We start from the raw sequence: 24,719 nt of genomic DNA on the forward strand, positions 1-24,719 counted from the left end.
CGGAGGGCCGCCCGCCCGTTCGGGCCCGCGGACCGCCCCGGTACGGCCCCGGGGCGCGCGTCCGTTCAGGCGTCGCGCAGCGCCTGGATGTCCAGCTTCTTCATGCCGAGCATGGCCTTGATGGCCCGTTGCGCCCTCGCCCGGTCCGGGTCGGTCACCAGCTGCTGCAGCTCGTTCGGAATGACCTGCCAGGACACCCCGAACTTGTCCTTGACCCAGCCGCACTCGCCCTCCTCGCCGCCCTCGGAGAGCGCGGCCCAGAACCGGTCCACCTCGGCCTGGTCGGCGCAGTCGACGGAGAGCGAGATCGCCTCGGTGAACGGGAACTGCGGTCCGGCGTTGAGCCCGATGAAGTCCTGGCCGGCGAGCCGGAAGTCGACGGTGAGCACGGAACCCGTCTCGCCCGGGGCCTCACCTTCGTAGTAGCTGATGTTCCCGATGCGGGAGTCCCCGCCGAAGATCGCGACGTAGTGCTCGGCGGCCTCCTTGGCCTTGCCGTCGTACCAGAGACAGGGGGTGATCTTCTGCATGGTCTTCTCCTCGCCGGGCCGTCCACGCGTCCGGGCCGGCCGGTCCGGACGTCGTGGAAGGTAGACCGGCCGCGCCGCCCGAACTCATCGGACACGCCCCGGTCCCCTCGGTCCGCACCCGTGCGGGCTCAACGGGCGGCGGCGTCGCCCTCGCGCTCCGCCGCGACGGGCTTCGGGGCCACCGGCTGCCCACCGCCGCCCCGCGGCTCGGCGGGCAGCAGGGCGTACGCCGCCGCCGCGGCCACCGCCAGCAGCCCCGCGGCGGCCCAGAAGGCGGCCGCGTACCCCGAGGACAGCGCGGTGAGCCCGGTGTCGCCACCGGTGAACCGGGCGGCGAGGGTGACCAGGACCGCGAGGCCGAGCGAGCCGCCGACCTGCCGCGAGCTGTTCAGCAGCCCGGAGGCCATGCCGGTCTCGCCGGGGGCCACGTCGGTCGTCGCGGCCGTGCCGAGCGGGACGAAGCACAGCCCGATGCCGAAGGAGCAGAGCAGCGACGGGCCGAGGATGGAGAGGAGGAAGCCGCCGTCGACCGTGGCGGTCGCCGCGAACCAGGCCATCCCGAGCGCCGCCAGCGTCGCGCCCACCGTCATCAGCCGCCGGATGCCGAGCGCGGCGACCGCGCGGGTGGCGAGGACCGAGCCCGCGACGACGCCCACACAGAAGGGCAGGAAGGCGAACCCGGCGGCGGTCGCCCCGAACCCGAGGACCAGCTGCAGGTAGAGCGAGACGAAGTAGAACGCGCCGAACTGGGCCGAGGCCAGCAGCAGGCAGAAGAGGTTCGCGGTCAGCACCGGCCGCCCCTTCAGCAGTCCGGGCCGGAGCAGCGGGGAGGCGGTCCGCAGCTCGACGGCGATGAAGGCGGCCAGCAGGAGCACCGCGACGCCGAGGGTGCCGAGGGTGGTCGCCGAGCCCCAGCCGTGGTCCGAGGTCCGCACCAGACCGAGGACCAGCAGCGTCGTCCCGGCCGTGACCAGCAGCGCACCGGCCACGTCCAGCCGCGCCCCGGTCCGCCGCCCGCCGACGGGTCCGGTGCGTGCGGCGGCGGCCAGCGCGAAGGCGACGATCGGCACATTGACCAACATCACGGACCGCCAGCCCGTCGCGTCGGTGAGCACCCCGCCCGCCAGCACCCCGACCGCGCCGCCCGCCGCGCCCGCCATGCCCCACAGCCCGAGCGCCCGGGAACGGGCGGGCCCGGCCGGGAAGGCGAGGGTGATCAGGGCGAACGCCACCGGGGCGAGGGCCGCCGCGCCGACGCCCTGCACCGCGCGCGCCGCCACCAGCGAACCGGGCGACCAGGCGAGCCCGCCCGCCAGGCTGGCCAGACCGAACAGCACCAGACCCGCCATCAGGACGCGGCGGGGCCCGGCCAGGTCGGCGAGCCGGCCGCCGAGCATGAGGAGTCCGCCGAAGGCGAGGGCGTAGGCGTTCACGACCCACAGCAGCCCGTCCCCGCCGAAGCCGAGGTCCCTGCGGATGTCGGGCAGCGCGACGTTCACCACGGACATGTCCAGCGACACCAGGAACTGCACCGTGAGCGCCACCACCAGCAGCCATCGCCCGTGCCGCGCCGCCCCGTCCGTCTCCGACCCGCCTGTCACCGTGCCGTCCATGACGCGCCCTCCCCTTCGCCACCCTCGATCGAATAATTACCATACACGTATAGAAATCAAACCCGCCGATACGGAGCAGCACCCGAAAGGGGAGAATGCCCAGGTGTCAGGCAGCGAGAAGACCGCGAAGAAGAAACCGGTGGGCCGCCCCCGCCGGCTGGACCCGGACGTGATGGTCGCCACCGCGCGCCGCATCGTCGAGGAGGAGGGCGTGGCCGCCCTGTCCATGCGGCGGGTGGCCAAGGAGCTGGGCAGCACGCCCATGGCGCTCTACCACTACGTGCAGGACAAGGACGAGCTGCTGATGCTCACCCTGTCCGGCACGGCGGCGGCGTTCCCGCGCCCGGAGCTGCCCGAGGACCCGCGCGAGCGGCTGGTGGCGGTGGCCGCGCACATGCACGACATCATCGGCCGGATCCCCTGGGTGCTGGACATCCTGGCGCTGGGCGAGCTGACCGACCGCAACGCCCTGTGGATGGTGGAGGAGATCGTCGACTGCGCGCTGGCCTGCGGACTCTCCCCGGCCCGCTCGGTGCGGGCGTACCGGACGATCTGGAGCTACGTCTACGGGGACCTGGTCTTCCGCAGGGCGGCGGCCCGCCGGGCGGAGAACCCGTCGCGCCGGGAGTTCTTCCCGGAGATGGTCACCGAGGACGACGCGGCCGAACTGCCCCGGCTCGCCGGGCTGAGGGACCGCTGGCGGGAGTACGCCGCCGACTACGCGACCGTGGAGGAACTCGACGCGATCGTGGAGGGCCTGATCCGGCGCGGGACACCGGACGCGGGAGCCTGACGCCCCCGCCGCCGTCCGTCAGCCCACGGCCTCGAAGCGCCAGCGGTGCACCGGGCGGGTGATCAGGGCGGCGTCGGGCTCGGGGAGTTCGGGGAGGTCGTCGCCGTACGAGGCGTCCTGCCACCAGGTCATCACGAGCACCCGGTCCTGCGGGGCGCGCAGCAGTTCGCGGCGGTGCGGCTCGCGGGACAGCTCGGCGGACCGGGCCCGCGCCCACTCCAGGAGTTCGCCGCCGCGCCCCTCGGCGGCGCGGGCCTCCCACATCAGGACGATGGTCGCGGAGCTCATGAGTACAGGTTGCCCTTGCTGATCTCGTGCACGTGGTCGTGCGCGTGCTCATGGCGGGTCCCCGGCACGTGCGGCTCCGTCACCGGCAGCGAGGAGTCGGCGGAGAGCTCCAGGTCGGAGGGGCAGCGGTTGCGGGCGACCATCTCCGCGCCGAGCGCCGCGACCATCGCCCCGTTGTCGGTGCAGAGCCCGGGGCGCGGCACCCGCAGCCGGATCCCGGCCCGCTCGCAGCGCTCCTGGGCCAGGGCGCGCAGCCGGGAGTTGGCCGCGACGCCGCCGCCGATCATCAGGTGGTCGACGCCCTCGTCCTTGCAGGCCCGGACCGCCTTGCGGGTGAGGACGTCCACCACGGCCTCCTGGAAGGACGCCGCCACATCCCGTACCGGCACCTCCTCGCCCGCCGCGCGCTTCGCCTCGATCCAGCGCGCCACCGACGTCTTCAGACCGGAGAAGGAGAAGTCGTACGGGGCGTCGCGCGGGCCGGTCAGACCGCGCGGGAACGCGATCGACTTCGGGTCGCCCTCCTTCGCGAGGCGGTCGATGACCGGGCCGCCGGGGAAGCCGAGGTTCAGGACGCGGGCGATCTTGTCGAACGCCTCGCCCGCCGCGTCGTCGATGGTCGCGCCGAGCGGGCGGACGTCGCTGGTGATGTCGGGGGCCAGCAGGAGCGAGGAGTGGCCGCCGCTGACCAGCAGGGCCATCGTCGGCTCGGGCAGCGGACCGTGCTCCAGCTGGTCGACGCAGATGTGCGAGGCGAGGTGGTTGACCCCGTAGAGCGGTTTGCCGAGCGCGTACGCGTACGCCTTCGCGGCCGAGACGCCGACGAGCAGGGCTCCGGCGAGCCCGGGGCCCGAGGTGACGGCGATCCCGTCGAGGTCGCGGGCACTGACCCCGGCCTCCTTCAGGGCGCGCTCGATGGTGGGGACCATCGCCTCCAGGTGGGCGCGGGAGGCGATCTCCGGGACGACGCCGCCGAAGCGGGCGTGGGTGTCGACGCTGGAGGCGACGGCGTCCGCGAGCAGGGTCGTCCCGCGCACGATGCCCACGCCGGTCTCGTCGCAGGAGGTCTCGATGCCGAGTACGAGGGGTTCGTCGGCAGCCATCATTCAGTCCCGGTCTCTGGTGCGTTCTCTGAAGCGTGCTCGTGCAGGGTGAGGCGCATGACCAGGGCGTCGATGTTCCCCGGCTGGTAGTAGCCGCGCCGGAAGCCGATCGGCTCGAAGCCGAAGCGTTCGTAGAGCTTCTGCGCGCGGGTGTTGTCGACCCGCACCTCGAGGAGGACGGTGCCGCACTCGAAGTCGGTCGCGGCCTTCAGCAGGTCGGTGAGGAGTTCCGAGCCGAGGCCGGTGCCCCAGGCCTCGCGGCTGACCGCGATGGTCTGGACGTCGGAGAGGTCGCCGAGCGCGGCGAGCCCGGCGTACCCGACGATCCTGCCGGTGGCCGGGTCCTCGGCGACGACGTAGTGGCGGGTCGCGCCGGGGCCGCGGGCGTGGGCCAGCTCGGACCAGAACATGCCGGGCGACCAGGCGTCGTCCGGGAACAGCGCGTGTTCGAGCTCCAGCACCGGTGCGATGTCCCACCAGCGCATCTCGCGCAGTACGGCGGTGGTGGCGGCGCTCACTGGGGGGTGACCACCTTGTAGTTCTTCGGGACCTGGGCGTCGGGCCGGCGCAGATAGAGCGGCTGCGGCTCCAGGAGCTCCTGCCCGGCGGCGAGGCGTTCGGCGGCGAGCGCGGCGAGCGCCCCGGCGTCGACGTGCTCGGGCCCGCGCGCGTCCGGGAAGGACTCGGGGTAGAGCACCGCGCCCGCGCCGACCACGGGGAGCCCGGCCAGCGCCCCGGCGATGTCGGCGGGCCGGTCGACGGCGGGTTCGCCCGTGCGGGTGCGGGCGTCCTCGTACCGCGCCCAGTAGACCTCCTTGCGGCGCGCGTCCGTCGCCACGGCGAAGGGCCCTTCCAGGCCGCCCTGCCCGGCGGCGTAGGCGAGGGCGTCCAGGGTGCACAGCCCGTGGACCGGCACGGAGAGGGCGGAGCCGAAGGTGGCGGCGGTGACCAGGCCGACCCGCAGGCCGGTGTAGGGGCCGGGGCCGACGCCCACGACCACGTCCGTCACGGCGTCGAGCCGCGTCCCGGCCTCGGCGAGGACCCGGTCGACGGCGGGGAGCAGCAGCTCCCCGTGCCTGCGGGCGTCGACCTGTCCCGAGGAGGCGATGACGGACGTACCGTCGTGCAGGGCGACGGTGACGGCGGGCGTGGCGGTATCCATGGCGAGCAAGAGCACGCAAACAGCCTACGGCTCCGCCGACGGCGTTACGGCGTCCGTACGGCGTCCCGGTCCGCACCCTCGCTGCTGCTACCGTCACCGGGTATCCGCGGGTACGACGTAAACGCTTGTAGGACATGCGGCAGAGGGCCGCCGAAAGGGGAGTTCACGGTGGCAAGGAGCAGCTCGGGAATCGTGGCCGGGCTCACTGCGGCGGCGGTCGCCGCGGTCGCCTTCCTCGCCTACCAGGCCTCGGCGAACGCCCCCGACTCGGTGGCGTCCACGCCCGGCCCGAAGACCTCCGCCTCGGCCAAGCCCTCAGCCAGTCCGAAGCCCCCGGCCGACCCGCTGGCGGTGCCCGCCGCGTCCGGCAAGGGCGAGCGCGTCGTGTACGCGCTGAAGGACCGCCGGGTGTGGCTGGTCGACGAGAAGAACAAGGCGATCCGCACCTTCACCGTGATGCCGAGCCCCGTCGGCCCGCCCCCCGGGGTCCACCAGGTCACCTCGCGTTCGGGCACGGTCCAGGGCTCGGACGGCGTCCCGATCGAGCACGTGGTCCGCTTCGCGAACGTGGACGACGTGGCGATCGGCTTCAGCGCCGCGCAGGACGGCTCGATGGCCAGCCCGGACCCGACGTCGAAGACCGGCGGCGTCCGGATGAAGCGCGCCGACGGCAACGCGCTGTGGAGGTTCGCGACGGTCGGCGCGAAGGTCGTCGTCGTCCGGTAGGACGCGCTCGCCCTTCTCTCCCCCGCCGCTCCGCGTCCCTACGCGGCGTCGCGCCGGGCCGGCGGGACCGCGCCGCGGGCGTCATCGCCCTCCGCCTCCTCCGGCTCCCGCCGCGTATCGCCCGGCGGGGTGGAGACCGCGGTGGCCGCGGCGCACGAGGCCAGCAGGTCCTTCATCGACAGGGCGGACGGAGTCGGTCGCGGCTGCGGTCGCGCTGCGCGCTCGGGCGTCGGCATGGATGCCTCCTGGGTGCTCCGGTGGAGGGCGTGGTTAGGTAGGCCTAACCACGTCTCGTATCCATGTGACCACGACCACGGTCCCCCGCGCAACAATTTCCCGACGCACTGTCGGGAAGAGCGCCGCGGCGGTACGCCGGATCCCGTCGCGTCAGGCCAGATCCCGCCGCAGCCCCGCCCAGCGCGCCCCGATGCCCACCAGGGTCACCTCGCGCCGTTCGTCGTCGGTGTCGCCGGTGGCGCGGTCGATGAGGACCCGCAGCCGGTCGTCGGCAAGCTCCTCGACCTTGCCGTCGCCCCACTCCACGACCACCACCGACTCCGGCAGCGACACATCCAGGTCCAGGTCCTCCATCTCGTCGAGCCCGCCGCCCAGGCGGTACGCGTCGACGTGGACCAGGGCCGGGCCGGCGCCCAGCGGAGGGTGGACGCGGGCGATCACGAAGGTGGGCGAGGTGACCGCGCCGCGTACGCCGAGGCCCTCGCCCAGGCCCCGGGTCAGCGTAGTCTTCCCGGCGCCCAGCTCGCCCGTGAGCATGACCAGGTCACCGGGGGCCAGGATCCCGGCCAGGCGGCGGCCCAGGTCCTGCATCTGTTCGGGGGACGTGACGGTGAGCGCCACGGTGACGGCCTCGGGTCCGGTCCCGGCGGGCTCCGGAGCGGTCGTCCCGGCGGGCTCCGGAGCGGTCTCCCCGGCGGGCTCGCGAACGGTCTCAGAGGCCGGGCTGTTGTGCGCTGCTTCCATGTCCGCCAACGTTAGCGGCCGGCACCGTGCCACTGCGTACGAGCAGGTCGGCCAGCCGGTCCGTGACCGTCTCCGGGTGTTCCAGCATCACCAGGTGCCCGGCGTTCGGCACGATCACCAGCTCGGCGTCGGTCAGGACGTCCGCGATGGCCTCGCTGTGCGAGCTGGGGGTGACCAGGTCCTTGTCCCCGGCCAGGATCAGCACCGGCACGTCCCGGAACGCGGGCAGCGCGCCGCTCTTGTCGTGCTCGGTGAACGCCGGGTAGAACTCGGCGACCACGTCGATCGGGGTGGACTCGATCAGCCGCTCCGCGAACCGGGAGACCGCCGGGTCGACGTCCCGCGAGCCGAACGAATACCGCTTGATCAGCCCGGCGAAGAGGTCCGCCGTGGCGCGACGCCCCTTCTCCACCAGCTCCGCCTGCGAGCCGAGCGCCTTCAGCACCCCCGGCAGCACCCGGCGCACCGCGTTCACGCCCGCCACCGGCAGCCCGAAGTTGACCTCGCCGAGCTTGCCGCTGGAGGTGCCGACCAGCGCGACGGCGGCGACCCGGTCCCGGATCAGGGCCGGGTACCGGTCGGCCAGCGCCATCATCGTCATGCCGCCCATCGAGTGCCCGACCAGCACCAGCGGCCCCTCGGGGGCCGCCGCGTCGATGACGGCCTTCAGGTCGCGGCCGAGCTGGTCGATGCCGACGGGCACCCCGTCCGCCTGGGCCCGGCCCCGCTCGGAGCGGCCGTGGCTGCGCTGGTCCCAGTAGACGGCGCGTACGAGGCCGCGCAGCGCGGCCCGCTGGAAGTGCCAGGAGTCCTGGCCGAGGCAGTAGCCGTGACTGAAGACGACGGTGACCGGGGCGGGGTCCCGGCGACCGAAGAGACGGCGCCGGCGGGTGCCGGACGCGCCCTCGTCCGGCGTCGTCGGCGCGGCCTCCACCTCGTCGACCTCGTAGTACAGCTCGGTGCCGTCGTCGGCGACGGCCCGGCCCGGTGTGCCGCGCAGCGAGCCGTAGGGCCCGGTCGCGTCCAGCGCCAGACGGGCCTTCTTGCGCATGCCGCGCCCCACGGTGAGCCGCTCGACCGCGACTCCGGCCGCCGCGCCCGCGGCGAGCACTCCTATCGCGGCCCCGGCGATCCCCGCCCGGCGCCAGCCCGCCGCCGTGGCCGCCACCACGGCCTCCGCGCTGCTCTCGGTCACTGCGGTGCGCCTCCGGTCAGCTCGTCGGCCGTCTCGTTCACGTACACCCGCGGCACCCGGGCGCCGATGCGGGTGACGATCTCGTACGCGATGGTGTCGGCGGCCTCCGCCCAGTCCTGGGCGGTCGGCTCGCCCCGGTCGCCGGGACCGAACAGCACCGCCTCCGCGCCCGGTTCGGGCCGGTCGCCTTCGAGGTCGACGACGAACTGGTCCATGGCGACCCGGCCCGCGACGGTGCGCGTCCTCCCGCCGACCAGGACGGGGCCCCGGCCGGACGCGTGGCGCGGGACGCCGTCCGCGTAACCGACGGGGATCAGGCCGAGGGTCGTCTCGGCGGACGTCGTGTAGTGGTGGCCGTAGCTGACGCCGTGTCCGGCCGGGGCGTCCTTGACCAGGGCGACGGCCGCGGCGAGCGTCATCACGGGGCGCAGCCCGAAGTCGGCGGACGTGCCCAGCTCGGGGGCGGGCGAGATGCCGTACATCGCGATGCCGGTCCGCACGAGGTCGAAGTGCGCCTCGGGGAGCGTGAGGGTGGCCGGGGAGTTGGCCATGTGCCGCACCTCGGGCTCCACGCCCTCCTTCTCGGCGTACGCCACCATGTCGCGGTACACGCCGAGCTGGGCGGCGATCGAGGGGTGGCCGGGCTCGTCGGCGCAGGCGAAGTGGGACCACAGCCCGGTGACCCTGACGCGTCCGGCCCGCTGGGCGGCGAGGGCCTCGGTGACCAGTTCGGGCCAGTCGGCGGGCTGGCAGCCGCCCCGGCCGAGCCCGGTGTCGGCCTTGAGCTGGATCCTGGCCGGGCGGCCGGCCAGGGCGGCGGCCCCGACCACCTCGCGCAGCGCCCACAGGCCGCTGACCGACACATCGATGTCGGCCTCGATCGCCTCGCGCCAGGGGCCGCCGGGCGTCCACAGCCAGCACATGATCCGGCCGTCGAGACCGGCCGCACGCAGGGCGAACGCCTCCTGCGGGGTCGCGGTGCCCAGCCAGGTCGCCCCGGCCTCCCGGGCGGCCCTGGCGCAGGGCACCGCCCCGTGTCCGTACGCGTCGGATTTCAGGACGGCCATGAGCTGCGCACCGGCCGCACGCTCGCGCAGGACGCGCACGTTGGCGCGCAGCGCGGCGAGGTCGATCTCGGCACGGGCTCTCAGGGACGCTGTCTCGTTCATCGCGCCCAGTCTCTCAGAGCCGTCTGCCGCCTCCCGGGCAGCGCACGCCGCTATCCGGGCTTATGTACGTTTCATCACATGCTTCAGGTGGTCGACCAGGACCGGGACGTGGCTGTCGGCCACGTCCTTGACGGCGGTGATCAGCGTGACGGGACCGCCCGCGCGCACCAGACCGACGAGCCGCTCGACCGCCTCCGTGTGGGCGGGGCCCGCCAGCTCGGTGCGGTAGCGCTCGACGAACGCGTCACGGCGCGCGCCGGAGCGGTCCTGGTGGTACCAGGAGCGCAGTTCGTCCGAGGGCGTGAGGTCCTTCAGCCAGACGTCGATCGCGGCCCGCTCCTTGGCGACGCCCCGGGGCCAGAGCCGGTCGACGAGGACCCGGGTGCCGTCGCCGTCCTCGGGCGGGTCGTAGACCCTGCGTACGCGTACGGGATCGCTCACCGCCTGGACCGCCCTTCTGCCGGGGCTTCCACGATCGCCCCGTCTCACCCGGCCCGCACGTCGCGCCAGGCCGCCGGGATGCCGTCCGCGACGTCCTGCGCGGAGACCGGGGCCCCGTCCGAACCGTGCCGGGCGGCGAGTCCGTGCAGATACGCGCCCACGGACGCGGCGTCGCGCGGGGCGAGCCCGGCCGCGAGCAGGGACCCCGCGAGACCGGAGAGAACATCGCCGCTGCCCGCCGTGGCCAGCCAGGACGTGCCGGTCGGGTTGACCCGTACGGGAGTGTCCCGGGCCTCCGCGACCAGGGTCGTGGACCCCTTGAGGAGCACGGTGGCGCGGTAGCGGGCGGCCAGTTCGCGCACCGCGGCGAGCCGTCCGCTCTCGACCTCCTCGCGGGCCGTGCCGAGCAGGGCGGCGGCCTCCCCGGCGTGCGGGGTCAGAACGGTCGGGGCAGTCCGGGTCCGCACGGTCTCCGCGTCGAGCAGCCGCAGCCCGTCCGCGTCGACCAGCACGGGGACGTCGGCGGCCAGCACATCGGCGACGGCCGCCGCCGCGTCCCTGCCGTCGCCGAGCCCCGGCCCGACCACCCAGGCCTGCACCCGCCCGGCCTTCGACGGCGGCCCGGCGTGCACCAGCGCCTCGGGGAACCGGGCGATCACCGCGTCCGCGCCCGGTCCGACGTACCGCACGGCCCCGGCCCCGCCGCGCAGCGCGCCCGCGACCGCGAGCACCGCCGCGCCCGGGTAGCGCTCTGACCCGGCGACGACACCGACGACACCGCGCCGGTACTTGTCGCTCTCCGCCCCGGGCGCCGGCAGCAGCGCCGCCACGTCCGCGTACTGGAGCGCCTCCAGGTCCGGCGGCTCGGGCAGCTCCGGGCCGAGCCCGATGTCCACCAGCCGCAGGGCTCCGGCGTGTTCGGCGGCCGGGTCGATCAGGAGGCCGGGTTTGTAGGTGCCGAAGGTGACCGTCGCGTCCGCCCGGACCGCGTCGCCGTGCACCTCCCCGGTGTCGGCCTCCACCCCGCTCGGCAGGTCGACGGAGATGACCGGCGTACGGTCCCGGGTCACCGTGTGCAGCAGTTCGGTGGCGTCCTCGCGCAGCCCGCCGCGCCCGCCGATGCCGGTGATGCCGTCCACCACGAGGTCCAGCACGCCGAGCCCGTCCGGCCCGTCGGCGACCTGTCCTCCCGCCGCCAGCAGCGCGGCGAGGCCCCCGGGGTGGGCCCGGTCGGGGGCGAGCAGCAGCGCCCGCACGCCCGCGCCCCGGCGGGCGAGGCGGGCGCCCGCGTACAGCGCGTCGCCGCCGTTGTCGCCGCTGCCGACCAGGAGCAGGACCCGGGACCCGTACACCCGGCCGTTGCGCCGCAGCAGATCGCCGCAGGCCACCGCGAGCCCGGCGGCGGCACGCCGCATGAGGGCGCCCTCCGGCAGCCGCTGCATGAGGGCGGCCTCGGCGGCCCGTACGGTCTCCACGCTGTAGGCACGTCGCATGGGGTCAACCCTCCGCGATCACGACGGCACACGCCACCCCCGCAGGGCCGTGGCGGACCGGCGCTCACCCCTCCGCGATCACGGCGGCGCACGCCACCCCCGCGGGGCCGTGGCGGACCGGCGCTCACCCCTCCGCGATGACCACCGCCGACGCCACCCCCGCGTCATGGCTGAGCGAGACGTGCCAGCCGCGCACGCCCAGTTCGGCGGCGCGGGCGGCGACCGTGCCGCGTACCCGCAGCCGGGGCTGCCCGCTCTCCTCGACCCAGATCTCCGCGTCGCTCCAGAGCAGCCCGCCGGGTGCGCCGAGCGCCTTGGCCAGGGCTTCCTTCGCGGCGAACCGGGCGGCGAGTGAGGCGGTCCCGCGCCGCTCGCCGCTCGGCAGCGTCAGCTCGTTCCCGACGAAGAGCCGGGCGGCCAACTGGGGCGTACGCTCCAGCGCCGCGCCGAACCGTTCGATCTCGGCCACATCGATGCCGACCCCAATGATCACGAACCCACCCTTGTCACCTCGTCACCCGGGCGCGTCCCGGGTCACTCCACGGTCACGGACTTCGCCAGGTTGCGCGGCTGGTCCACTTCGTTGCCGCGGGCCGTCGCGAGCTCGCAGGCGAAGACCTGGAGCGGCACGGTGGCGACCAGCGGCTGAAGCAGCGTAGGCGTTGCGGGGACGGTGATGAGGTGGTCGGCGTACGGGACGACGGCCTCGTCGCCCTCCTCGGCGACGACGATGGTGCGCGCGCCCCGGGCCCGGATCTCCTGGATGTTGGACACGATCTTGTCGTGGAGCACCGAACGCCCGCGCGGCGAGGGGACGATGACGACGACCGGGAGCCCCTCCTCGATGAGCGCGATCGGCCCGTGCTTCAGCTCGCCGGCCGCGAAGCCCTCGGCGTGCATGTAGGCGAGTTCCTTGAGCTTGAGCGCCCCTTCGAGGGCGACCGGATAGCCGACGTGCCGGCCGACGAACAGCACGGTGTCGTGGTGGGCGAGGCTCCGGGCCAGCTCGCGCACGGGCTCCATCGTCTCCAGTACGCGGTCGACCTCGCCGGAGATCGCGGAGAGCTGGCGGACGACGGTGCGGATCTCGTCGCCCCACTTGGTGCCGCGCACCTGCCCGAGGTAGAGCGCCACGAGGTAGCAGGCGACGAGCTGGGTGAGGAAGGCCTTGGTGGAGGCGACGGCCACCTCGGGTCCGGCGTGCGTGTAGAGGACGGCGTCGGATTCGCGCGGGATGGTCGAGCCGTTCGTATTGCAGATGGCGAGCACCTTCGCGCCCTGTTCGCGGGCGTGCCGCAGCGCCATCAGGGTGTCCATCGTCTCGCCGGACTGCGAGATCGCGACGACGAGGGTGCGCTGGTCCAGGATCGGGTCCCGGTAGCGGAACTCGCTGGCCAGTTCGGTCTCGCAGGGCAGCCGGGTCCAGTGCTCGATGGCGTACTTGGCGATCATCCCGGCGTGGAACGCGGTCCCGCAGGCGACGATGACGACCTTGTCGACCTCCCGCAGCTCGACGGCCGGGATGCGCACCTCGTCGAGGTGGAGGGTGCCCTCCCCGTCGACCCGGCCGAGGAGGGTGTCGGCGACGGCCTGGGGCTGGTCGGCGATCTCCTTGAGCATGAAGGAGGCGTAGCCGCCCTTCTCGGCGGCGGACGCGTCCCAGTCGACGTGGTACGCGCGCACCTCGGCGAGCTCCCCGTCGAAGCCGGTGACGACGACGCCCTCACGGCTCAGCTCGACGACCTGGTCCTGGCCCAGCTCGACCGCGGAGCGGGTGTGCGCGATGAACGCGGCGACATCGGAGGCGAGGAACCACTCGTCCTCGCCCACGCCCACGACGAGCGGTGAGTTGCGCCGGGCGCCGACCACCACGTCCGGCTGGTCCGCGTGCACCGCGACGAGGGTGAACGCCCCTTCCAGCCGCCGGCACACCTGTCGCATCGCGTCCGCCAGGTCCCCGCTCGCCGAGAACGCCTCGGCCAGCAGATGGGCGACGACCTCGGTGTCCGTCTCCGACTCCAGGGCGTGGCCGCGGCCGGTCAGCTCGCGCCGCAGGGCGGCGAAGTTCTCGATGATCCCGTTGTGCACGACGGCGACCCGGCCCGCGTTGTCCAGATGCGGGTGGGCGTTGACGTCGGTGGGCGCTCCGTGCGTCGCCCAGCGGGTGTGCCCGATGCCGGTCCGCCCGGCCGGCAGCGGCCGGTCCCCCAGCTCCTTCTCGAGATTGACCAGCTTGCCCGCCTTCTTCGCGGCGGCGAGCCCGCCGTCCGCGAGAACGGCGACGCCCGCCGAGTCGTAGCCCCGGTATTCGAGGCGCTTGAGTCCTGCGACGACGACGTCCTGCGCCGACTGCCCACCGACATAACCCACGATTCCGCACATAACGGCACCCTAAGGCCGGAAGCGCCCCGCGGGAGGAATGCGGTGCCCGACGCGTGACGTCGCCCGAAACCCCGCGCGGGCCGGTTCGCGGTGGCCGTGAGGCACCACCGGACCCGGCCCGCGCGGAGCGGAATCGACCCGTCGGGAGCAGTACTGCGCCGTCAGGAGCAGTACTGCGCCTCCTTGCCGATCGACCGGTACATGCAGTCCGCGTTCTCGATCAGTTGCAGCACCGCGTCCCGGTTGCGGAAGGTCTCGCGCTCGATGACCTCGTCGGGCGGGTAGAAGCCGCCGCCGGAGGCCGAGCGCGGGTACATCTCGAAGGTGTAGCCGAAGATCTTCTGCGAGCCCCACAGCCAGTCGTCGATCGAGCCGTCCGTGATGTAGAGGTCACTGGACTGCTCGGCGGTGTACCCGTTGCTCGCCGCCATCTTCCGGCCCACCGCGGCGAACGCGTCGCGGTCGTCGGTGGTCATGCCGGGGGCGGTGTCGTCGTACGTGTAGCCGAAGGGCCACAGCACCAGTTCGCTGTACGTGTGGAAGTCGATGGCCGCCGTGATCTGCTGCTTCCCGCCGACCACCCGGCTGCGCACGAAGTCCGCCACGACCGTCGTCTCCGGAGCCGACTCGGCCGCGGCCCCGCGGTAGGTCTCCGACGACGGGCTGGAGGAGGAGCCACCGCAGCAGCCCCACTGGTAGGCCCAGTTGCGGTTGAGGTCGGTGCCGACCGCGGTGGAGCCGGAGTTGGGCTGCCGGTTCTTGCGCCAGCTGCGGTAGGAGCCCGTGGCGATGTCGTACTCGCCGCCGTCCGGGTTCATGTCCGGGACGATCCACAGCTCGCGGCCGTCGACCGCCTGGGCGATCCGGGAGTCGGAGGCGTAGCCCTGGCCCAGTTCGCGGAGCAGGTAGAGCGCCATCTCGACGGTCAGGTGCTCGCGGGCGTGCTGGTGGGCGGTGAACAGGACCTCGGGCTCGGCCTCGTCGGTGGCGACGTTGTCGCTGACCTTGACCGCGATGACGTCCCGGCCCTCGTAGGTCTTCCCGATGACGCGCTTGCTCATGATCGAGGGGTGCTCGGCGATGAGCGCGTCGATCGCCGCGTTCATCTCGGCGTGGTTGTGATAGCGGGAGTCGGCGGGCGGGAAGTCGAGAGCGCCGACCCCGTCCGCCGCGTGCGGCTCGGCGACGGGGGCGGGCAGCGCCTCCAGCACGTGGCCGCGCGCCCGGAGCGTCCGGGCCTGGGCGGCGTCCGCCGTGATCACGACGCCGTGGTCGTGGACCTCGTCGATCGAGACGCCCGCGCGGGCGATGTCGGTGCGGGCGGCGGGGGTGGTGCGCCCGGTGATCTCGTACTGGAGCGTCCGCTCGTCGGCGGCGACGGCCGCGTTCGGGGCCGAGGTCCCGGCGGTGGCCACGGCAGTGGCGGGGGCCGCGAGGGCGAGGGCGAGCAGGACGGCTAGGGCGGCGTTGCGTCGGGCCTTCGTCGGCCGGGATCTCCGTGCGGTGACGAGTCGCATGCTGGCATCTCCTGGGTCCGTCGGGATGGTGGGGGGTTGGAGCTGTGCGACGGCCACAGGATGAGGTCATGTCATGAGCGGGTCAAGATGATGGTTCCGGCCATCGCATCCGTTTGGCCGAACGGATGTGACGGGCCGCTCGCGGACCGTCCTGCCCCCGGACCGTCCTGCTCCCCCCGGACCGTCCTGCTCCCCCCGGGCCGTCCTGCTCCCCCGACCCCTCCGGCTCCCCGCCGCTGCTCCCCCGCTCCAACTCCCCCAGCCCCAGGTCCGGCTCACCCCGCGCGCCTACTCCCCCAGCTTCCGGCGCAGCGCGGCCCGCTCCGGCTCGGTGCCCGCGAGGTCCAGCGCCTCCCGGTACGCGTCAGCGGCCTCCCCGTCCCGCCCCAGCCGGCTCAGCAGGTCACCCCGCGCCACCACGTACGGCGGGTACGCCCGCAGCCGGGGCTCCCCCGCCAACGCGTCGAGCAGCGCGAGCCCGGCCCCCGGTCCGTCCCTCATCGCCACCGCCACGGCACGGTTCACCTCCACCACGGGGGACGGAGTGAGCGTGCGGAGCACGTCGTACAGGGCCACGATCTGCGGCCAGTCCGTGGCCGCCACGTCCCCCGCCTCGTCGTGCAGGGCGGCGATGGCGGCCTGCACCCCGTAGGGCCCGGCAGGCCCGCCCGTCAGCGCCCGGACGACCAGGGCGCGACCCTCCTCGATCATCGGCCGGTCCCAGCGCCCCCGGTCCTGCTCCTCCAGGAGCACCGGCTCGCCCTCCGGGCCGGTCCGGGCGTCGCGCCGGGCGTGGACGAGGAGCAGCAGCGCGAGAAGCCCGGCGCTCTCCCGCTCGGCGGGCAGCAGGCGGTGCAGTATCCGGGCCAGCCGGATCGCCTCCTCGGCCAGATCGAGCCGCTGGAGACGGGGCCCCGAGCTGGCCGCGTACCCCTCCGTGAAGACCGAGTAGACGACCTGGAGCACCCCGGGCAGCCGCTCCGGCAGCTCGTCGGGGCCGGGCACCCGGAACGGGATCCGGGCCTCGCGGATCTTCTTCTTCGCCCGCACGATGCGCTGCGCCATGGTCGCCGTCGGCACGAGGAACGCCCGCGCCACCTCCGGCGTGGTGAGCCCGGCGAGGCAGCGCAGGGTGAGGGCGGTACGGTCCTCGGCGGCGAGGGCGGGGTGGGTGCAGGTGAAGAACAACTGGAGCCGCTCGTCCGGCAGTTCACCGACCTCGGCCGCGTCAGCGGCGGGGCCGGGCTCGGCGCGTTCCGCGTCGGCCCGCAGGACGGCGAGCCGGGCCGCGTACGCCTGGTCGCGCCGCAGCCGGTCCACCGCCCGACGCCGGGCGGTCGTCAGCAGCCAGGCCCCGGGGCGGGCCGGGACGCCTTCGGCGGGCCAGTGCCGCAGCGCCGCCTCGATCGCCTCGGACGTCACCTCCTCGGCCAGGTCGAGGTCCCCGAACCGGCGGACGAGGGAGGCGAGGAGCAGCCCGCGCTCCTCCCGGAACACCGCCTCGACGGCTTCGGCAGCACCCCGGTCCTCGCCCGCCTCGGCAGCGCCCCGGCCCTCGCCCGGCGACAGGCCCTCGCCCGGCACGCGGTCCCGCCCCGGGAACCGGCCCTCGCCCGGCACGGCTCTCAGGCCCCGAAGTCCGCGACCGGCCGGACGACGACCGAGCCGCCGTCGCGCGAGCCGGGGCAGCGCGCGGCCCAGTCGAGGGCGGCGTCGAGATCGGGCACGTCGATCACGAGGAACCCGCCCAGCAGCTCCCGCGTCTCGGCGAACGGCCCGTCCGTCACGGTCCGCTCCCCGGTCGGCGAGACCCGCACGGCGGTCGCGGTCACCAGGTCGGCCAGCGACTCCCCGGAGACGTGGATCCCCGCGTCGCGTACGTCCTTGTCGTAGGCCATCCAGTCCTCGACGGTGCACTGGGGCGCGCCGCCCTGCTCGTCGACGGCCCCGCTGTGGATCAGCAGCATGTACTTCATGATGGTCGGCTCCTGTCGCCTGTGTGTCGCGTGTCGCGCCCGCCGTGCGGGTCGCCCTACACGATGACGACGAACAGGGCCGGCCCCGATCGACACGCCGCCCCATCTTTTTCGCGACTGTTTCCGCGCTTCCGTCTCACGGCTTCGGCGCTTCCCTCTCACGCCTCTCCGCGCTTCCGTCTCACGTCGGGATCCGGCGGTCGTCCGCGTCCTGCTCCGCCCGTCCGCAGACACCCATGTTGCACCAGCGACGCCGGCCACCCGCGTCGAGGAAGAGCCACCCGCAGCCCTTTCCCGGGCAGACGCGGACGGTGAGGCGGCGGGGGTCGGCGAGCAGGTCCGCGGCGCGCTGGGCCACGGCGTACAGCGGGATCCGGGGCCCGGAACCGGAATGCGGGCTCCAGCGCCCGAGGCCGTCCTCGCCCCGGACGAAGACCGCGTGGCGCATGGCCTCCTGGATGACCCCGGCGACCCGCGCGAAGGCCCCGCCGTCGCCTCGCCCCCGCTCCTCGCCCGAGCCCCGCTCCTCCGTGAGGCAGCCGTACAGCGCGCTCCGGAACTCCCGCGCCTCCTTCAGCACGGCGCTCGCCTCCTCCGGCCGCTCCTCCGCCCTCCGCAGCAGCAGGGTGACCGTACGGTCGTCGACGAGGTCCAGGTGACCGGACCAGACCGCGAGCGTGCGGTAGCCGCGCAGCCACTCCGAGCCGGGCCGTGGCCCTCCGCCCCACCCGGCGTAGGTGTTGCAGAACTCCAGGGCGGGGTCCCCGCTGGTGTTCCACGGCAGCCACTCCCCCCGCACCCGGACGGCGTACGTGGGTGTCACGGGCCGCCGCAGGCCCGGATCGTCCCGGCGGACCCGGTCGTACAGGGTCCGCAGCTCCTGCCCCGGCTCGGCGTCGAAGGCGGACCGCAGGGCGCTGCGCGTGGTCCGGTAGAGCTGGAGCGCCTCCGCGGACCGCCCGCTGCGGTGCAGGGCGACCATGCTGTCCGCGACGAGGCGTTCGCGTTCGGGGTGCTCCTCGGCGAGCGGGGGCAGCTCGGCGGCCACGTGCTCGTGCCGCCCCAGCGAGAGAAGGAGCCGGGCGCGCTCCTCCGCGGCCGACAGCCGCAGCGCGGCGAGCCGCCGGCCGAGCCGGTCGCGCAGGGCCTCGTCCGCGACGTCCGCGAGCAGCTCGCCCCGCCACAGCGCCAGCGCCCGGTCGTAGTGGAGCACCCGCTCCTCGTCGTCCACGGCCACCGCGGCCTCCCGCACCCCGTCCTCGAAGGCCCGGGTGTCGATCACGTGATCGTCGGCACGGAGCAGGTAGCCGTCGTTGCGCGTCTCCAGGTGTACGCCGTCGGGCCCGAGGGAGGCGCGCAGTCTGCCGATGTACGTGTGCACGGTGGACCGGGCCCCGGCCGGAGCCTCGCCGTTCCAGAGCAGGTCGATGAGCCGGCCGGTCGGAACGGTCCGCCCGGCCTCCAGGACGAGGACGGCCAGCAGGCACCGCTCCTGGCGGCGCAGCCCCGCGAGCACCGGACGCCCCCGGTGACGGGCGGCGAATGGTCCGAGCAACTGGAATTCCATTCCGGAAGCATCCAGCCGCCCCCGCCCGCAGGGCCACCCCCCGGCCCGGCCCGCGTCGTGGTGAGCCTTTGGTGAGCGACCCGGCGCATCATCCTCCGGCAAGCAAGCGATCCCGACCTCAGACTCCGGGGAGTTCTCATGCGCAGCATCGTTCTAGGCGCTCTCGGCACGGCCTGCGTGGCCGTGGTGACACTCGGCACGGGCCCCGCGGCGGCGGCCCCGGCCACGGCGGCCCCGCGGGAATCCGACTGGGAGCCGGCCCCCTCGGCCCCCTGGGACGTCGCGGCGGGCGAGCGGTGCGCGTTCGCCATCCACGGCGAGCCCGTCGTGGACGAAGTCGTCCGGCGCGAACTGCCCCCGCCCGCCGAGGGCGTCACGCGGAGCGCGTACCGGGGCGACCTCGTGGTCCGGGTGACGAACAAGGAGACCGGAGCCCACTACGACGCCGATGTGAGCGGCTCCGCGCTGGTCGACGTGCACGCCTCCGGGGCCCAGTTCTGGCGGGTGCTCGGCCCGGTGCTGGTGGGCGTCGGGGACGGCAACCTCGCGCGGGGGATGTACGTCGTCGACGGCGTCTACACGCTCGACATCAGCCCGACCGGCAGCAAGACCGTGGCGGGCCCGGTGGTCACCACGGACAGCATCTGCGCGCACATCGACTGAACGGGAGTGGGGTGGGGCGGCGAGGCGTTGACGTCACACACCGAGCAGATGGGGCACGCCACCGTACGCACGGACCTCGCGGCACTCCCCGCAGCGCCCCGGCACGGACGACCGGAAGGCCCGGTCGCAGTCGTCGCAGTTCTGGAGGGGGACGACGGGCACGGCGGCGGGCAGGGGCGGCGGCAGAAGCGCGATGAGCCGGTGGCGCACGAGCTTCGCCGGGTGCCGGAGAGGTACGGGCGGATCGTCGGTGAGCGCGCCGCGCACCGTGTCCGGCCGCATGCCCCGCTCCAGCCAGGCGGCGACCCCGGGGGTGAGCCGCTCCACGTCCGCCTCGGAGAGGACGAACAGGGGCGCGGCGACCCGGAGCCCGGCGAGCAGGCGGGCGGCCTCGGCGAACAACGCGGCGCTGGGCCTGCGGGGGAAGGGCAACGGCGGAGGCGGCGACTTGGGCGCGGTGGGCGACGGCACGAGCCGGGGCGCGGACGCGGGTTCGGGCTCGGGCTCGGGCTCGGGCTCGGGCAGAGGCTCCCGCACCACGACGGCATCCGGCTCCGGTACGGACGCGGCCTCCGGCTCCCGTACGGGCGCGGCCTCCGGCTCCCGTACGGGCGCGGCCTCCGGCAAAGGCACAGCCACGGCCGCATCTACAGCCGCAACCGCAAGCTCCACGGACACGGCCCCCGCCCGCGAGGTCCCCGCCTGCCGGGTCTCCGTGCGCCGGGCCGCCGCCTCCGGGTGGTTGTACGACTCCGTACGCGTGGCCACCCGCCCGCCCTGGACGCGTTCGCGGGTGCGGCGCAGGAACCCGTGGTGCTCCAACTCCCGCAGCGCGGCGGCGATGCGCGCCTCGCTCTCCGGGAAGATCGCGGCGAGGGCCTTGACGCCGATGCGCCTCCCGGCGGGCAGCGACTGGATGTGGGTGCCGAGGCCGATGGCCAGCAGGGACATGCCCCGGTGCTGGGAGAGTCGGTTGGAGATGATCGAGTAGCCGTCGGTGAGCCGGATGTTGATGTGCACAACACCGGAGGACGGGGCGCGCGAGGGCGCGCTAACCTGCTGGGTATCCATCGGGAAGCGTCTCTTCCTTGGTGGTCAGGTCCTCGGTCGGGATGCCAGTCCCGGCCGGGGGCCGTCTCATGTCTGGGGGTGGTCAGCGTGAGCATATGCCCGCCAACAGGACCAGAATCCAGCCCGGTTGGCACACTTCACCCGTGTGAGTGACGATGCCCTAGCGCGCTTCGCGCCTGTGCGGGCAGGGGCAGCCACAGCCGGTCAGGGCGGGTTGGGTGGGGTTATTTCCCCAGTACTTAAAGGCAAGTACTCAAAAGCTTTTATGTCGCGGGCGACCGCGACGCGGTCCGCCACGTCGCGGCCTCACCGGATCCCGGTCCACCGGGTCGCGGCAGTCACGATCCGGTGAGAGCGGCGGTTCACACCGGATCATCGGCTGTCACGGGAATTCATCGAAAAACTGCTGGGAGAGACATGAACAGCACCGAGCTGACCTGGTTCAAGAGCAGCTACAGCACGAACGACGGCCCCCGCCTCGGCTTCGCCCCGGCCGCCTGGGCGGACTTCGTCGCGTACGCGTCGGAGGCCTGAGCCATGTCCGTACCGCCGACCGTGCGGGTCAAGGCCTTCGACCACCTCGTCCTCAACGTCGGGGACGTCGAGCGGGCCATCGCGTTCTACTGCGGGCCACTGGGCCTGGAGCCCGTACGGGTCGAGGAGTGGCGGGCGGGCAAGGTGCCGTTCCCCTCGGTCCGGGTCAGCCCGACCACGATCATCGACCTGCTCGACCGCCCGCGTGGCGAGTCGAACGTGGACCACATCTGCCTCGTCGTCGACCCGCTCGACTGGCAGGAGGTCATCGACTCCGGGGTGTTCACGGTGAAGGAGGGCCCGGTCCCCCGCTTCGGGGCCCGGGGCTCGGCCACCTCGGTCTACGTACTCGACCCGGACGGCAACACGGTCGAGCTGCGCTGGTATCCGCAGGACGCGTAGGCCGTACCTCTCCGACGCCTGTCCCCTGGACTCCCCGGGCTCTCCGGGCCTCCCGGGGCTCTCCAACCCCCTGGCTCTCCGGACTCTCCGGGGGGACCGGGGGGGGGGACCGTGACCTGCGGAAAACTCCCCGGCACACACCGCGCGCGGGGTGCTACCCTCCCGTTCCGGTCACCCCACCACCGCCACCCGCCCCTTCGCCGACACGCCGCGCGCTTCTGCGCCGGCCCCCCACCGGTCGCGTCCGATCCCAGAACCCAAGGACCGACGTGTCTCCGACCGAACCCGACCTGATACGCGCGGAGTTCGACCTCTGCCGCCAGATTCCCTCCCTCGTGGACCTCCGCACCGCCGTACGCGGGAACGACTGGGCCACCGTGGAGGCGTACTTCGACTTCCTGGACGACGAGGACGAGCGTGCCGTGGCCGCCGGCCTCGTCGCCGACCTCAGCTCCTGCGAACGCTTCCTGGAACGCGCCGTCGCCGACCACGGGTCACCGCTGGCCCGGACGCTGCTCGCCGCGCGCTACATCGTCGTCGGCTGGGACATCCGCAGCTCGTACACGGCGGAACACGTGTCGCGGGATCAGTTCCAGGCGTTCCACGCGTGGCTGCGACGGGCCGAGCAGCTGCTGATCGGCGTCTGCGCCGACGAACCCGCGTACGCCCTCGCCTGGATGTCCCGGCTGACGACCGCCCGGGGACTGCAACTCGGGGCGAGCGAGGCGCGACGGCGGTACGACCGGCTGGCGGAGCATCACCCGCACCACATCCAGGGGCAGATCCTGCTGCTCCAGCAGCTCTGCCCCAAGTGGGGCGGTCGCTGGGAGGACGCGTTCGGATTCGCGCGGGCGTGCATGGACGCCGCTCCCGCGGGAAGCCACGCGGGCCGGCTGGTGGCACAGGCGCACCTGGAACGCTGGCTGGACGAGAGCGACGACGGGCCCGGCGGCTACCTGCGCCCGGCCGAGGTGCGCGACGACGTCCTGGCCGCCGCCGACCGGTCCGTACGGCACCCGGACTACCGGCCGGGCTTCCACTGGGTGGGTGACCACAACGACTTCGCCGGGGCGCTGAGCCTGGGCGGTCATCACCGGGAGGCGGCCCCGTACTTCCGCACGCTCGGGGACAAGGCGACCGAGACCCCGTGGGGCTACTGGGGCGACCGGGAAGTGCAGTTCCTCAAGCACCGCAGACGCGCACTGGCGAAGGGCTGAACCGACGATGACACAGCAGACCGACGGGACCGACGCCACCGCGACGCCCGCAGGCATCCCCGCCGCCACGACGTCCACAGCCATCCCCGCTCCCGCTCCCGCTCCCTCGGAGCCCGGGTTCATCACCGCCACCGAGGTCGACCGCATCCCGACCCTGCTGGCGCCCACGTCCGGCGGCCCGGTCACCGCCGGACTGTACTTCCGGGTCGGGGCCGCGGACGAGACGCTGGCCACGGCCGGCCTCACCCACCTCGTGGAGCACCTGGCACTGCACCGGCACGGCGTCTCGGACTTCCACTACAACGGCTCCACCGCCGCCACCCACACCCACTTCGTGGTCTCCGGCACCGCCGAGGAGGTCGTCGCCCACCTCAACGGCGTCTGCGCCTCCCTGCGGGACCTGCCGGTGGAACGCCTCGCCACCGAGCGGGAGATCCTGCGGACCGAGCAGGCGGGCCGCGGCCGGGGCCCCAACCATCAGCTGCCGCTGTGGCGTTACGGGGCCCGGGGCTACGGACTCGCCAGCTACCCGGAGTACGGCACGCTGCATCTGACGGCCGACGCGGTGCGCGACTGGGCGAGGACCTGGTTCACCCGGGACAACGCGGTCCTGTGGATCACCGGCGACACCGTGCCCGAGGGGCTGGACCTGGCCCTGCCGGCCGGGCGGCGGCAGCCACTGCCCGCGCCGACCTCGGCCCTGCCCGTCACCCCCGCCTACATCACGGGCAGCAGTGGCGGAGTGGTCCTGGACGGCATCGTGCGGCGCAGTTCCGCGGCGTCCCTCTTCGCGGAGGTGCTGGGCCGGGCGCTCTTCACGGACCTCCGGCAGAAGGGCGGCTACTCCTACGCCGCCGACTGCGACTACCACCCGCGCGACAACGTCCACGCGACCATCACCGCCTTCGCGGACGCGCTCCCCCAGAAGCAGGACGCGGTGGTGGGCGGCTTCATCGACGTACTGGCACGGCTGTGCGCCGGAACCATCGAGCAGGCCGAACTCGACTCGGCCCGGTCCAAACGCCTCAAGCAGTACGAGACCCCGGACCTCGGCGCGGCCGCACTGCCCTCGTACGCGCTGAACGTACTGACGGGCCACGCCAACCTCACCCCCGACGAACACCGCGCCGAACTGGCGGCCGTCACCGTCGAGGACCTGCGCGACGTGGCCCGCGAGCTGCACGCCTGCGCACTGATCCAGGTACCGGGGCGGGCCGTGGACTGGGCGGGCTTCACCCAGGCTCCCCAGTGGTCGGCCCCGGACCCCGACCCGGCGGGCACCGTGCACCGGTCCCGGGGCCACGACTCCGTGAGCCTGGCCGTCGGGCCGGAGGCCGTCACCCTGTCCACGCCCGACGGGCAGATCACCGTGCGGTACGACGCGTGCGCCGCGATGCGCCTCTTCCCGGACGGGGCGCGGCACCTCATCGGCTTCGACGCGTTCGTCGTGGAGGTGGAGCCGACGCTGTACGCCAAGCTCACGCCGGACCGGATCGCGGCCATCGACGCGGCGGTCCCGGCCGGTGCCGTCGTCCCCATGCCGGAGCGCGACCCGGACGAGATCCCGCAGCCCTCCGCGCGACGCGGCGGGCTGAAGGACCGGGCGCTGGGGGTGCTGCGCTCCCTGCGACCGGGACGCGGCTGACCCTGCCGGACGGGGAGGCGGAAATGCTCGGGCCGGCAACACCGCCCCGGGCCCCGCCCGTCCGGCCCGGCCCGCCCGCCCGCCCGACCCGTCCCCCGTCCGCCCCGCCCCTCCGGCCCGACCTGCCCGTCCGACCCGCCCGTGCGACCCGCCCGTGCGACCCGCCCGTGCGACCCGTCCGTGCGACCCGTCCGTGCGACCCGTCCGTGCGACCCGTCCGGCCCGCCCCGCCCCTCCGGCCCGACCGGCTC

General features: G+C 74.1%; 26 protein-coding genes. 7 read left to right on the forward strand and 19 right to left on the reverse strand.

All coding sequences use genetic code 11. From position 1 onward, the window contains the following. Positions 1-65: 65 nt before the first annotated feature. Both ACH4UK_RS11930 and ACH4UK_RS11935 read right to left on the reverse strand, forming a co-directional pair. Positions 66-530: a VOC family protein gene (locus ACH4UK_RS11930; protein ID WP_398355912.1), complete on the reverse strand. Its 465-nt coding sequence runs from the start codon at positions 528-530 to the stop codon at positions 66-68. Between the two features lie 128 nt (positions 531-658). Then, positions 659-2,143 carry an MFS transporter gene (locus ACH4UK_RS11935; protein ID WP_398355913.1) on the reverse strand — a complete coding sequence of 495 codons (1,485 nt, stop codon included), beginning with the start codon at positions 2,141-2,143 and terminating at the stop codon, positions 659-661. A 103-nt stretch (positions 2,144-2,246) separates the two neighbouring features. On the opposite strand from ACH4UK_RS11935, the gene ACH4UK_RS11940 reads away from it, so the two are divergent. After that, positions 2,247-2,936, forward strand: coding sequence for a TetR/AcrR family transcriptional regulator (locus ACH4UK_RS11940; protein WP_398355914.1), 690 nt, complete (start codon positions 2,247-2,249; stop codon positions 2,934-2,936). A gap of 18 nt (positions 2,937-2,954) precedes the next feature. Here the strand turns inward: ACH4UK_RS11940 and ACH4UK_RS11945 are convergent, their stop codons facing one another. Genes ACH4UK_RS11945 through tsaB form a run of 4 tightly spaced genes read right to left on the reverse strand, consistent with a single transcriptional unit; the run spans position 2,955 to position 5,489 of the window. Further along, positions 2,955-3,224 carry a hypothetical protein gene (locus ACH4UK_RS11945; RefSeq protein WP_398355915.1) on the reverse strand — a complete coding sequence of 90 codons (270 nt, stop codon included), beginning with the start codon at positions 3,222-3,224 and terminating at the stop codon, positions 2,955-2,957. Next, a complete protein-coding gene (tsaD, locus tag ACH4UK_RS11950; RefSeq protein WP_398355917.1) occupies positions 3,221-4,327 on the reverse strand; it encodes a tRNA (adenosine(37)-N6)-threonylcarbamoyltransferase complex transferase subunit TsaD in 1,107 nt (368 codons plus the stop codon). The genes ACH4UK_RS11945 and tsaD overlap by 4 nt, the downstream gene beginning before the upstream one ends. Continuing rightward, on the reverse strand, positions 4,327-4,845 hold the full coding sequence (rimI, locus tag ACH4UK_RS11955; RefSeq protein WP_398355918.1) for a ribosomal protein S18-alanine N-acetyltransferase: 519 nt from the start codon (positions 4,843-4,845) through the stop codon (positions 4,327-4,329). Before rimI ends, tsaD begins: the two co-directional genes overlap by 1 nt. Next, positions 4,842-5,489: a tRNA (adenosine(37)-N6)-threonylcarbamoyltransferase complex dimerization subunit type 1 TsaB gene (gene tsaB, locus ACH4UK_RS11960; RefSeq protein ID WP_398356320.1), complete on the reverse strand. Its 648-nt coding sequence runs from the start codon at positions 5,487-5,489 to the stop codon at positions 4,842-4,844. Before tsaB ends, rimI begins: the two co-directional genes overlap by 4 nt. Before the next feature lie 192 nt (positions 5,490-5,681). Between tsaB and ACH4UK_RS11965 the strand changes: the two genes are divergently transcribed. Next, entirely contained in the window at positions 5,682-6,215 is a 534-nt protein-coding gene (locus ACH4UK_RS11965; RefSeq protein WP_398355919.1) for a hypothetical protein, read from the forward strand. A gap of 38 nt (positions 6,216-6,253) precedes the next feature. On the opposite strand, the gene ACH4UK_RS11970 is transcribed toward ACH4UK_RS11965, so the two are convergent. From ACH4UK_RS11970 to ACH4UK_RS12025, 12 genes are all read right to left on the reverse strand, one after another. Next, the gene (locus tag ACH4UK_RS11970; RefSeq protein ID WP_398355921.1) at positions 6,254-6,451 is read right to left on the reverse strand and encodes a hypothetical protein; all 198 of its coding nucleotides are present in this window, start codon (positions 6,449-6,451) and stop codon (positions 6,254-6,256) included. Between the two features lie 151 nt (positions 6,452-6,602). Then, on the reverse strand, positions 6,603-7,196 hold the full coding sequence (gene tsaE, locus ACH4UK_RS11975; protein ID WP_398355922.1) for a tRNA (adenosine(37)-N6)-threonylcarbamoyltransferase complex ATPase subunit type 1 TsaE: 594 nt from the start codon (positions 7,194-7,196) through the stop codon (positions 6,603-6,605). Further along, positions 7,165-8,391: an alpha/beta fold hydrolase gene (locus ACH4UK_RS11980; protein ID WP_398355923.1), complete on the reverse strand. Its 1,227-nt coding sequence runs from the start codon at positions 8,389-8,391 to the stop codon at positions 7,165-7,167. Before ACH4UK_RS11980 ends, tsaE begins: the two co-directional genes overlap by 32 nt. Beyond that, positions 8,388-9,560: an alanine racemase gene (gene alr, locus ACH4UK_RS11985; RefSeq protein WP_398355925.1), complete on the reverse strand. Its 1,173-nt coding sequence runs from the start codon at positions 9,558-9,560 to the stop codon at positions 8,388-8,390. Before alr ends, ACH4UK_RS11980 begins: the two co-directional genes overlap by 4 nt. A 60-nt stretch (positions 9,561-9,620) precedes the next feature. Continuing rightward, the gene (locus ACH4UK_RS11990) at positions 9,621-10,001 is read right to left on the reverse strand and encodes a DUF488 domain-containing protein (protein ID WP_398355926.1); all 381 of its coding nucleotides are present in this window, start codon (positions 9,999-10,001) and stop codon (positions 9,621-9,623) included. A gap of 44 nt (positions 10,002-10,045) precedes the next feature. Continuing rightward, entirely contained in the window at positions 10,046-11,494 is a 1,449-nt protein-coding gene (locus tag ACH4UK_RS11995) for an NAD(P)H-hydrate dehydratase (protein WP_398355927.1), read from the reverse strand. Positions 11,495-11,618: 124 nt separating this feature from the next. After that, complete coding sequence (locus ACH4UK_RS12000; protein WP_398355928.1) at positions 11,619-11,987, reverse strand: holo-ACP synthase; 369 nt, start codon at positions 11,985-11,987, stop codon at positions 11,619-11,621. 41 nt (positions 11,988-12,028) lie between these two features. Continuing rightward, positions 12,029-13,876 carry a glutamine--fructose-6-phosphate transaminase (isomerizing) gene (gene glmS / locus ACH4UK_RS12005; RefSeq protein ID WP_398355929.1) on the reverse strand — a complete coding sequence of 616 codons (1,848 nt, stop codon included), beginning with the start codon at positions 13,874-13,876 and terminating at the stop codon, positions 12,029-12,031. A 161-nt stretch (positions 13,877-14,037) separates the two neighbouring features. Continuing rightward, positions 14,038-15,393: a M14 family metallopeptidase gene (locus ACH4UK_RS12010; protein WP_398355930.1), complete on the reverse strand. Its 1,356-nt coding sequence runs from the start codon at positions 15,391-15,393 to the stop codon at positions 14,038-14,040. Between the two features lie 288 nt (positions 15,394-15,681). Further along, positions 15,682-16,977 carry an RNA polymerase sigma factor gene (locus tag ACH4UK_RS12015; protein ID WP_398355931.1) on the reverse strand — a complete coding sequence of 432 codons (1,296 nt, stop codon included), beginning with the start codon at positions 16,975-16,977 and terminating at the stop codon, positions 15,682-15,684. A 41-nt stretch (positions 16,978-17,018) separates the two neighbouring features. Then, positions 17,019-17,369: a YciI family protein gene (locus ACH4UK_RS12020; protein WP_398355933.1), complete on the reverse strand. Its 351-nt coding sequence runs from the start codon at positions 17,367-17,369 to the stop codon at positions 17,019-17,021. Between the two features lie 181 nt (positions 17,370-17,550). Next, positions 17,551-18,936 carry a BTAD domain-containing putative transcriptional regulator gene (locus ACH4UK_RS12025; RefSeq protein WP_398355935.1) on the reverse strand — a complete coding sequence of 462 codons (1,386 nt, stop codon included), beginning with the start codon at positions 18,934-18,936 and terminating at the stop codon, positions 17,551-17,553. 138 nt (positions 18,937-19,074) lie between these two features. Here ACH4UK_RS12025 and ACH4UK_RS12030 point away from each other — a divergent pair, with 138 nt between their 5' ends. Further along, positions 19,075-19,599, forward strand: a complete 525-nt coding sequence (locus ACH4UK_RS12030) for a hypothetical protein (RefSeq protein ID WP_398355936.1) — start codon at positions 19,075-19,077, stop codon at positions 19,597-19,599. A gap of 33 nt (positions 19,600-19,632) precedes the next feature. On the opposite strand, the gene ACH4UK_RS12035 is transcribed toward ACH4UK_RS12030, so the two are convergent. After that, the gene (locus ACH4UK_RS12035; RefSeq protein WP_398355937.1) at positions 19,633-20,670 is read right to left on the reverse strand and encodes a hypothetical protein; all 1,038 of its coding nucleotides are present in this window, start codon (positions 20,668-20,670) and stop codon (positions 19,633-19,635) included. A 417-nt stretch (positions 20,671-21,087) separates the two neighbouring features. Between ACH4UK_RS12035 and ACH4UK_RS12040 the strand changes: the two genes are divergently transcribed. From ACH4UK_RS12040 to ACH4UK_RS12055, 4 genes are all read left to right on the forward strand, one after another. Beyond that, a complete protein-coding gene (locus tag ACH4UK_RS12040; protein WP_398355939.1) occupies positions 21,088-21,204 on the forward strand; it encodes a DUF397 domain-containing protein in 117 nt (38 codons plus the stop codon). A gap of 3 nt (positions 21,205-21,207) precedes the next feature. Next, the gene (locus ACH4UK_RS12045; RefSeq protein ID WP_007453133.1) at positions 21,208-21,606 is read left to right on the forward strand and encodes a VOC family protein; all 399 of its coding nucleotides are present in this window, start codon (positions 21,208-21,210) and stop codon (positions 21,604-21,606) included. Between the two features lie 269 nt (positions 21,607-21,875). Then, entirely contained in the window at positions 21,876-22,823 is a 948-nt protein-coding gene (locus tag ACH4UK_RS12050; RefSeq protein WP_398355940.1) for a hypothetical protein, read from the forward strand. A 7-nt stretch (positions 22,824-22,830) separates the two neighbouring features. Next, positions 22,831-24,468, forward strand: a complete 1,638-nt coding sequence (locus ACH4UK_RS12055; RefSeq protein ID WP_398355942.1) for a M16 family metallopeptidase — start codon at positions 22,831-22,833, stop codon at positions 24,466-24,468. Positions 24,469-24,719: the final 251 nt, after the last annotated feature.

Origin of the sequence: Streptomyces sp. NPDC020884, assembly GCF_044333935.1 — a bacterium.
GTDB lineage: Bacteria > Actinomycetota > Actinomycetes > Streptomycetales > Streptomycetaceae > Streptomyces.